This is a genomic window from Hymenobacter sp. (assembly GCF_036388155.1).
Lineage (GTDB): Bacteria > Bacteroidota > Bacteroidia > Cytophagales > Hymenobacteraceae > Hymenobacter.
The window spans coordinates 34,594-42,100 of the sequence record NZ_DASVSI010000166.1 but is presented as its reverse complement, the minus strand read 5'-3'; the positions used below and the strand labels follow the sequence as shown (position 1 = coordinate 42,100).

The window sequence follows — 7,507 nt, the reverse complement described above, 5'->3', positions numbered from 1 at the left end:
GGGACCCTGGCTATCTGTGGGTGTAATTAGGGTAAGTGGGTAGGGGGGTGGGAGGGCAGGAGTTGGGGATGATTGCCGCAACCCTTACCCTCCCACCCCCATACCCTCTTACCCTAAAAACCTACACGCTCAGAATCTCCACCATGCGCATGAAGCTTTGGTTAATCAGCTTCTTCTTGTTGATGGTGTCGGTGAACGGGGTGTAAACCAGTTTTTTGTCGATGATGCCGGCCATGACGTTGCGCATGCCGTTCATGAGGCCCTCCACGGCGGCGATGCCGATTTGGGAACCCAGCAGGCGGTCGGAAGCCGTGGGCGAGCCGCCGCGCTGAATGTGGCCAATGACCGTGACGCGGGTGTCGAGTTGCGGAATGGCTTCCTTCACGCGGGCGGCCACGGTGGTGGCGTTGCCTTCTTCGTCGCCCTCGGCCACGATGACGATGAACGACGTTTTGGAGCGCTGCCAGCCCGTCTGCAGGGTGTCAATCACCACATCTACGCTCATTTGGGTTTCGGGAATCATCACGATTTCGGCCCCGCCGCCGATGGCGCACGGAATGGCAATGTAGCCGGAATCGCGGCCCATTACTTCCACGAAAAAGCAGCGGTCGTGCGAGTCGGCCGTGTCCCGGATTTTGTCGATGCAGTCCAGCGCCGTGTTCACGGCCGTGTCGTAGCCGATGGTGTAGTCGGTGCCGTAGAGGTCGTTGTCGATGGTGCCGGGCGCGCCCACGGTGGGAATGCCAAACTCGTCCTCAAAAATCATGGCGCCGGTAAACGTGCCGTTGCCGCCAATGGCCACCAGCCCTTCGATGCCGTGGTTCACCAGCTGGTCGAAGGCCTGCTGGCGGCCTTCTTTGGTCATGAATTTCAGGCTGCGGGCCGATTTCAAAATGGTCCCGCCCTTCTGCACCGTATTCGACACCGAGGCCGAATCGAGGCGCACAAACTCGCCCTTTATCATGCCGCTGTAGCCGCGCATAATGCCGTACACCTCAATGCCGTGGTAGGTGGCCGTGCGCACCACCGCCCGAATAGCGGCGTTCATGCCCGGCGAATCGCCCCCACTGGTAAAGACTGCAATTCTCTTCATCTGAACTTTCTTAAATCAGGTGGGCGCGCAAATGGCGCCCAAACCCCGCAAAGTTGGCGAAAGGAATGCAAACCTTTGCCCTATGGCTTTAAATAACTCCTGGCCGGGCGTTATCTTTTTTTTGCCTTTCGCGTAGGTCACCAGTAGCGACGAGTTGATTTTTCGTGTACCTTGACTATCAAGTACCAGCCCACGGGCACCTTATCCAATTTTCACTCCTAATTCCCACGTTGTATGTTCGGTTTTTTCGAAAATGAGCAGGCTAAAAAAATCAAAGGCCATTTGCTAAACCTGGCGGCCCTGGCCAAAGCCGATGGCCACATCGACGCGCGGGAAATGAACTTCATTCTGGCCGTCGGCAAGAAGAACGGCATTAGCTCCTCCGATGTGCAAGCCATCATATCGGGCTCCAAAGGCACCAGCACCGACCTGCCCACCAACGACTCCGAACGTTTCGACCAGATTTTCGACCTAGTAGACATGATGCTCGCCGACGGCGTGGTGGACGACACCGAGATGGATTTCTGCATCATGATGGCCGAAAAACTGGGTTTCCGCAAAGCCATTGTGGGCATCCTGGTTCGCAAGATTTCGCAAGGCGTGAAAGACGGCCTGCCCCGCGAGCGCATCAAAGAAGAAAGCAACGCCTTCCTGAATTACAACGAATTGCCCCGGCCCAACATCGTGGTGTGAGCAGTTGGCAGTTAGCAAAAGGAACGTCATGCTGAGCGGAGCCGATGCATCTCTACTGCACTACTAATTAGAGTTAGTAGTGCAGTAGAGATGCTTCGGCTCCGCTCAGCATGACGTTCTGGTTTATTAGCCTATGTTCTGGTCTAATCCAAACTGGCTTAGGCGGCCGTCACGGCGTCGATGGCCCGCAGCAAGGCCGCGCAGGCTTCGTCAATCTCTTCGTCGGTGATGATGAGCGGCGGCGCGAGGCGCAGGGAATTGTCGCAGAACAAGAACCAGTCGGTCAGGATGCCTTCGTGCGCCAAGGCGTGGTCGATGATGGGTTTGAGCACGGCGAAGGACTCAAATTCTACCGCCATCAACAGCCCGCAGCCGCGCACGTCCCGAATGGCCGGGTGCCGCAGTTGCGCCCGAAACCGCGCCGCTTTGGCGGCCACGCCCTCGGCCAACCGCTCCTCCTGAATGACCTGGAGCGTGGCCAGCGCCGCCGCGCAGCTCACCGGGTGGCCGCCAAAGGTGGTGCAATGTCCCAGAATCGGGTTGGTTTTGAAGCCGCTCATGATTTCCGTGCTGGAAATGAAGGCCCCGATGGGCATGCCGCCGCCCATGCCCTTGGCGCACACCAAGATGTCGGGCTCGATGCCGAACTGCTCGAAGGTCCACATGGTGCCGGTGCGCCCGTAGCCGCACTGGATTTCGTCGAGGATGAGCAGGGCGCCTACCTCGCGGCAGCGGCGGCGCAGAGCGGGCAGGTAGTACGGCGTGGGGATGCGCACGCCGGCTTCGCCCTGCACCGTTTCGATGACCACGGCCGCGGTGCGCTCCGTAATCAGGGCCAGGTCGGTGAAGTCGTTGTGGCGAATGTGGCGCACGTCGGGCAGCAAGGGGCGGAAGCTGTTTTTGAAGCCTTCGGAACCGGTGATGGAGAGGGCGCCGTGCGTGGAGCCGTGGTAGGCGTTGAGGCAGGAAATGAGCTCGGTGCGGCCGGTGTGACGCTTGGCCAATTTCAGGGCGCCTTCGATGGCTTCGGTGCCGGAATTGGTGAAATACACCGAATCGAGGTGCGCGGGCAGGGTTTGGTGGATGGCCTCGGCTAGTTGGGCGGGCACGGCTTGCACCAGCTCGCCGTACACCATCAGGTGCAGGTATTTGTCGAGTTGGGCCTGAATGCCGGCCAGCACGCGCGGGTGACGGTGGCCCACGTTGCTCACGCCGATGCCCGAAATAAGGTCGAGGTAGCGCTGGCCGTCGGGGCCGTACATGTACACGCCTTCGGCCCGCTCAATTTCCAGCAGCAGCGGGAAATCGGAAGTTTGGGCCTGATGGCGCAGAAATAATTGGCGGGGAGTGAGAACCACTGAGATAGAAAATGTGAAGCTTTTGTAGAACGAGTAGCCCGAATTTTCAATTCGGTTCGCCAGGACTTTCTGCCGGGCCGAATTGAAAATTCGGGGTACGCGTGCAACCGGCCGCGCCTCGTTTCGATTTTTTACAAAAATAACGAGGCCGCTGTGGGTGCAGCGGCCTCGGGGACTTGGGTAGGGAAAACGGGTACGGCCCAGGGTTATTCTTCGCCGGCGCCAGCCTGGACGGGCTGGCCATTCGGGCCGGCCACCCGCTTGATAACTTCCTTGGTGAAGTCGCGCTCGGCCGCGAAAAGCTGCGCTACCTGCCGCAGCGAAATCACCTTTTGAAATTTCTCGAAGTATTCCTTCTCCAGGTTCAGCTCCTGCTGGCGCTTGTTGAAGGTTTGCGCGAAGCCGTCGCGGATTTGCTGGTCGGTCATGCCGTCCGGCACCCCGCGAAAAATGCCCCGGTTGCCCCGGTTCAGCTGGCGGCGCTTGTCCACAAACTCGTTGTAGAGCGGCCAAAACTTCTGGGCCTGGTCCTGGGTGAGGGTCACGCGGTTGGTGATGAAGGCAATCTTGGCGTTTTCCAGCTGCGCCAGCCGCTCGCCGCGCCGCGCGCCGCCCGGCGACTGGGCGTGGGCACTGGGCGTGAGCACCAGCAGCAAGGCCGCCAAGCTGAGAAAACGAAAAACAAATGAAAGGGTGGACATCGTGGGAATGAACATTATAATAAATAGGTAAGGTCTTCGGAAGGCTGCGCGTCGAGCGCCTCCGTCAGCTCGTCTTCGGTGGCCTGCAAAAAGCCGTTGGCCAAACCGGGGTTGGCCGCCGTGAGCACGGCCAGGTCGGTGGTTTCGACGCGGGCGCCGCTCGTGAGCAAGTAGCCAACCAGCTCGGTGCGCGGCACGGCATCGAGCGAGGCCGTGGCTGCCGACGCCGAACCAGCAGCCGGCGGCCCGCTCAGGTAAAACGACGCAGCAAACCCGCCCAGCACGGCCACCGAAGCCAAGCCGGTGCGCAGGGCCGGCGACAACCAGGCCAGCCAGCGCCCGCCCGCGGCGGTGCCGGGGGCCTCGGCCCGGGGCAGGCGGGTCATGATGTGCATGGGCAGCTTATCGAAGTAGTCAGCCGGCGGCTCGCTCAGCAGCGGGCGGGGCCGCCGGGGGTGCGCGTCGAGCTTGAAGGGAGGTTTCATGGCAGTTGGATGGAAAAACGGGGGCGGCGTTTAATTCTGCTGATTATTAAATGCATTGAATCACCGCTCGTCGACGGTGCGGGTCACGTACTCTTCTACTTTTTTCACGGCGTGGTGGTAGCTGGCCTTCAACGCGCCTACGCTGGTGCCCGTTACTTCGGCCATTTGCTCGTAGGGCATCTCGTCGTAGTAGCGTAGGTTGAACACGAGGCGTTGCTTGTCGGGCAGGCGCAGAATGGCTTGCTGCAGCTTCCGCTCAACCTCGTCGCCGGCCAGGGCGGGGTCGGCTTCGATTTTGGCGGCCAATTCGGCGCCCACGTCGGTGAGCGGCAGCAGAAACTTGCGGCGCTTGCTGCTCAGGAAATTCAGGCACTCGTTGGTGGCAATGCGGTAAATCCAGGTGAAAAGGGCGGCGTCCTGCCGGAAGTTCTCCAAATGCTTCCACACCTTCACAAACACGTCCTGGGTGAGGTCGTCGGCGTCGTCGTGGTCGATGACCATCTTGCGCACGTGCCAGTACACCTTGCTCTGGTATTTGCGCACGAGCTGGTTGAACGCCAGGTTGCGCGAAGCGGGGTCTTGAAACTTGAGAAGGATGTCGTGGTCTTCCAAACGCGGAGGCCGGGGAAAATCAGGGGGCGAGCGGTTGGACGGCAAGGTAAGCGCCGCGTTTAATGGCTGCCGAAGAATTTCTGACGCTTGGGCGGCGGGCCTTGCCGCGGGGCCGCTCCGCAAGCCGTCTTTATGAACATTGTGGGTACAGCCGTGCTTATCAAAGACGCCCTGCCCCACGCCCGGGGCCAGTCCTCTCGGTTAAGACCACACGCTTGCACCTTCATCCGCCCGCACCATGCTCAGCTTCGTCGCCCTTGCTCGCATCATTGTCGCCGTTTCCGTGTGGTTTGTCTGGACGTTTCGGTTCGGGAACGTTGTGAAAGAATTTCAGCAGTTTGGCTTGTCCGACTTAACCCGCAGCCTGGTGGGCGCCGCCAAAATCATCCTGGCCACCCTGCTGGTCGTGGGCATCTGGTACCCGGCGCTGGCGCTGATTCCGGCCCTGCTGATGGGCTTTTTCATGCTAGCCGCCCAATACTTCCACTTCAAGGCGAACAACCCCTGGCCGAAACGCTTGCCCTCGCTCGTGCTGCTGCTATTGTGTGCCTACGTAGCCACCGCTTCCCTGAACCTCCTGTAGATGAGCCTGCTTCAACTTCTTGTTCTGTTTTCCAGCTTATCGTTTTTCGCGTATGCGGTTTCCTATTTCCGGTCGCCGCACATGAAGGCAGAATTCCGGCGCTTCGGCCTGGAAAAAGTGGGCTTGCTCACCATTGTATTGGAAATACTTGGCGCAGCGGGCTTGCTGGTGGGCTTGTTTTTCAACCCCATTTTATTAATTGCATCCGGCGGCTTGGCGGCGCTGATGTTTCTGGGCGTTTTGGTTCGATTCAAAATCAAGGACGGTTTGTGGGTTACTATTCCGGCCGCGTTTTTCATGGCCCTGAACACCTACATCTTTTATGAGTCGCTCGAAATTGCCCGGTCGGGGTTGAGCTAAACATGGCCCGGGTGGAACCGGCGGCGCGTTGCTGGATGGCTCGGTGCAAACATCGTTTCCTGCGGCCCGGCCAGCTTCTTCGGCGACTGGCGCCGCCGTTATCTTGCCGCCGCAAATTGGCGCATTCGTCTCTTGCCCGTTTGGCTACGTTCTGACGCGACCACGCCCATTGGGGCAACGTTGTGGAGCCAGGCAGTCGGCGGTGTATTCGCACCAATGTTAAGGTTAATCAATGAAGAAACTACTCTTGCTGGCGGCAGTGGCCAGCTGGCCCGCATTAGCGGCCGCCCAGGCCCCCGACAGCCTCTCGTTCATTCGCTCCAAACGCATTTCAGACGCCGACCTGGCCAAGAAACGCGAGGGCACGTTCATCACCGGCCTGCCCGACCTGTCGTCGGACCCCGTCACCGGCTTTGGCTTGGGCGTGAAGTCCAACATCTACTGGAACGGCACCCGCGCCAACCCGTTGTTTGCCTACACGCCCTACCTGGCCCACCTGAAGGCCAACGTGGCCTACTACACCAGCAACGCCCGCGAGCTGTCGCTCTCCGCCGACGTGCCCTACTACAAAGGGTCGCGCTGGCGCTTCCGCGTCGACTTCAAGGCCCAGCAAAACCCCGCCAACCTGTACTTCGGGGCCAGCGAAGCCACCCTGGGCCGGCTGCGGCTTCCCTCCGACCCCACGGTCACCTTCGAGAAGTATGCCGACTACAACGACGCGCGCCAGCAGCTGCGGCCCGGCCAGGCCGGCGAAGCGGCCTTTGTGAGCGACGCGCTGTCGAACCGCTTCCGCGAAACCGAATTCATGCTCAACCTGAAAGCCGACTACGCGCTGGGCAAGGGCCGGTGGCGGGTGATGGGCGGCTACGAAATCCAGAACCTGCAATACAAAACCTTCACCGGCACCAACACCGACGCCACCGACCCCGCCAGCGGCAACACCCGCAACGCCCCCAACGGCAAGTCGTTGCTGGAGCGCGACTTTGAGCAGGGCGCCATCGTGGGCCTGAACGGCGGCTGGGTGTCACTGGTGCAAACGGCCCTGATTTACGACACGCGCGACTTCGAGCCCGACCCCACCCGGGGCCGGTATTTTGAAGCAGCCAACGAGTTTTCGAACAAGGCCATTGGCTCACAGTTTAACTTCAACAAGGTGTTTTTCCAGGGCCGCGCCTACCAGAAGCTGCCCGTGGGCAAGCGCACGGTGCTGGCGGGCCGGGTGGCGGGCGGCACCATTTTTGGCCGCAACGCCCCCTTCTTTGAGTTTCAGGACCAGTGGAGCCCCGACGGCAGCATCAACGCGCTGGGCGGGCGGCAGTCGTTGCGCGGCTACCGGCAAAACCGCTTCCTGGCCCGCACCGTGGCCTTCGCCAACGTCGAGTTGCGCGTCCGGCTAGCCGACGTCAAATTGGGCAAGCAGAACTTCGGGCTAGGCGTGGCCCCGTTCGTGGACGCCGGCACCGTGCGCAACCGCTGGCAGGACCTTGATTTCAGCGGCATCAAAACGTCCTACGGCGCCGGCGCCCGCATTGCCTGGAACCTGTCCACCATCGTGTTTGCCGACTATGGCATCTCTGAAGAAGACCGGCTGTTTTTCTTCGGCATCGGGCAGGTATTTTAAG

The 7,507-nt window shown here is 60.5% G+C and carries 9 protein-coding genes; 4 read left to right on the top strand and 5 right to left on the bottom strand.

What is annotated here, in order from left to right; translation table 11 throughout:
* Positions 1 to 121: 121 nt before the first annotated feature.
* Complete coding sequence (gene pfkA, locus VF629_RS23855; RefSeq protein WP_331061022.1) at positions 122 to 1,093, bottom strand: 6-phosphofructokinase; 972 nt, start codon at positions 1,091 to 1,093, stop codon at positions 122 to 124.
* A 234-nt stretch (positions 1,094 to 1,327) separates the two neighbouring features.
* Between pfkA and VF629_RS23850 the strand changes: the two genes are divergently transcribed.
* Positions 1,328 to 1,786 (top strand): TerB family tellurite resistance protein, encoded by a 459-nt coding sequence (locus VF629_RS23850; protein ID WP_331061021.1) that lies wholly within the window; start codon positions 1,328 to 1,330, stop codon positions 1,784 to 1,786.
* Between the two features lie 158 nt (positions 1,787 to 1,944).
* Here VF629_RS23850 and VF629_RS23845 read toward each other — a convergent pair whose 3' ends face one another.
* The 4 genes from VF629_RS23845 to VF629_RS23830 form a co-directional block, all read right to left on the bottom strand.
* A complete protein-coding gene (locus VF629_RS23845) occupies positions 1,945 to 3,144 on the bottom strand; it encodes an aspartate aminotransferase family protein (RefSeq protein ID WP_331061020.1) in 1,200 nt (399 codons plus the stop codon).
* 206 nt (positions 3,145 to 3,350) lie between these two features.
* On the bottom strand, positions 3,351 to 3,845 hold the full coding sequence (locus tag VF629_RS23840) for a hypothetical protein (RefSeq protein ID WP_331061019.1): 495 nt from the start codon (positions 3,843 to 3,845) through the stop codon (positions 3,351 to 3,353).
* A gap of 14 nt (positions 3,846 to 3,859) precedes the next feature.
* A complete protein-coding gene (locus VF629_RS23835) occupies positions 3,860 to 4,330 on the bottom strand; it encodes a hypothetical protein (protein WP_331061018.1) in 471 nt (156 codons plus the stop codon).
* A 60-nt stretch (positions 4,331 to 4,390) separates the two neighbouring features.
* Positions 4,391 to 4,942 carry an RNA polymerase sigma factor gene (locus VF629_RS23830; RefSeq protein WP_331061017.1) on the bottom strand — a complete coding sequence of 184 codons (552 nt, stop codon included), beginning with the start codon at positions 4,940 to 4,942 and terminating at the stop codon, positions 4,391 to 4,393.
* Between the two features lie 238 nt (positions 4,943 to 5,180).
* Here VF629_RS23830 and VF629_RS23825 point away from each other — a divergent pair, with 238 nt between their 5' ends.
* The 3 genes from VF629_RS23825 to omp85 all read left to right on the top strand — a co-directional run bounded on the left by VF629_RS23825 (position 5,181) and on the right by omp85 (position 7,506).
* Positions 5,181 to 5,525 (top strand): DoxX family protein, encoded by a 345-nt coding sequence (locus VF629_RS23825; protein ID WP_331061016.1) that lies wholly within the window; start codon positions 5,181 to 5,183, stop codon positions 5,523 to 5,525.
* Positions 5,526 to 5,885 (top strand): DoxX family protein, encoded by a 360-nt coding sequence (locus tag VF629_RS23820; protein WP_331061015.1) that lies wholly within the window; start codon positions 5,526 to 5,528, stop codon positions 5,883 to 5,885.
* 232 nt (positions 5,886 to 6,117) lie between these two features.
* The gene (gene omp85, locus VF629_RS23815) at positions 6,118 to 7,506 is read left to right on the top strand and encodes an Omp85 family outer membrane protein (RefSeq protein ID WP_331061014.1); all 1,389 of its coding nucleotides are present in this window, start codon (positions 6,118 to 6,120) and stop codon (positions 7,504 to 7,506) included.
* Position 7,507: the final 1 nt, after the last annotated feature.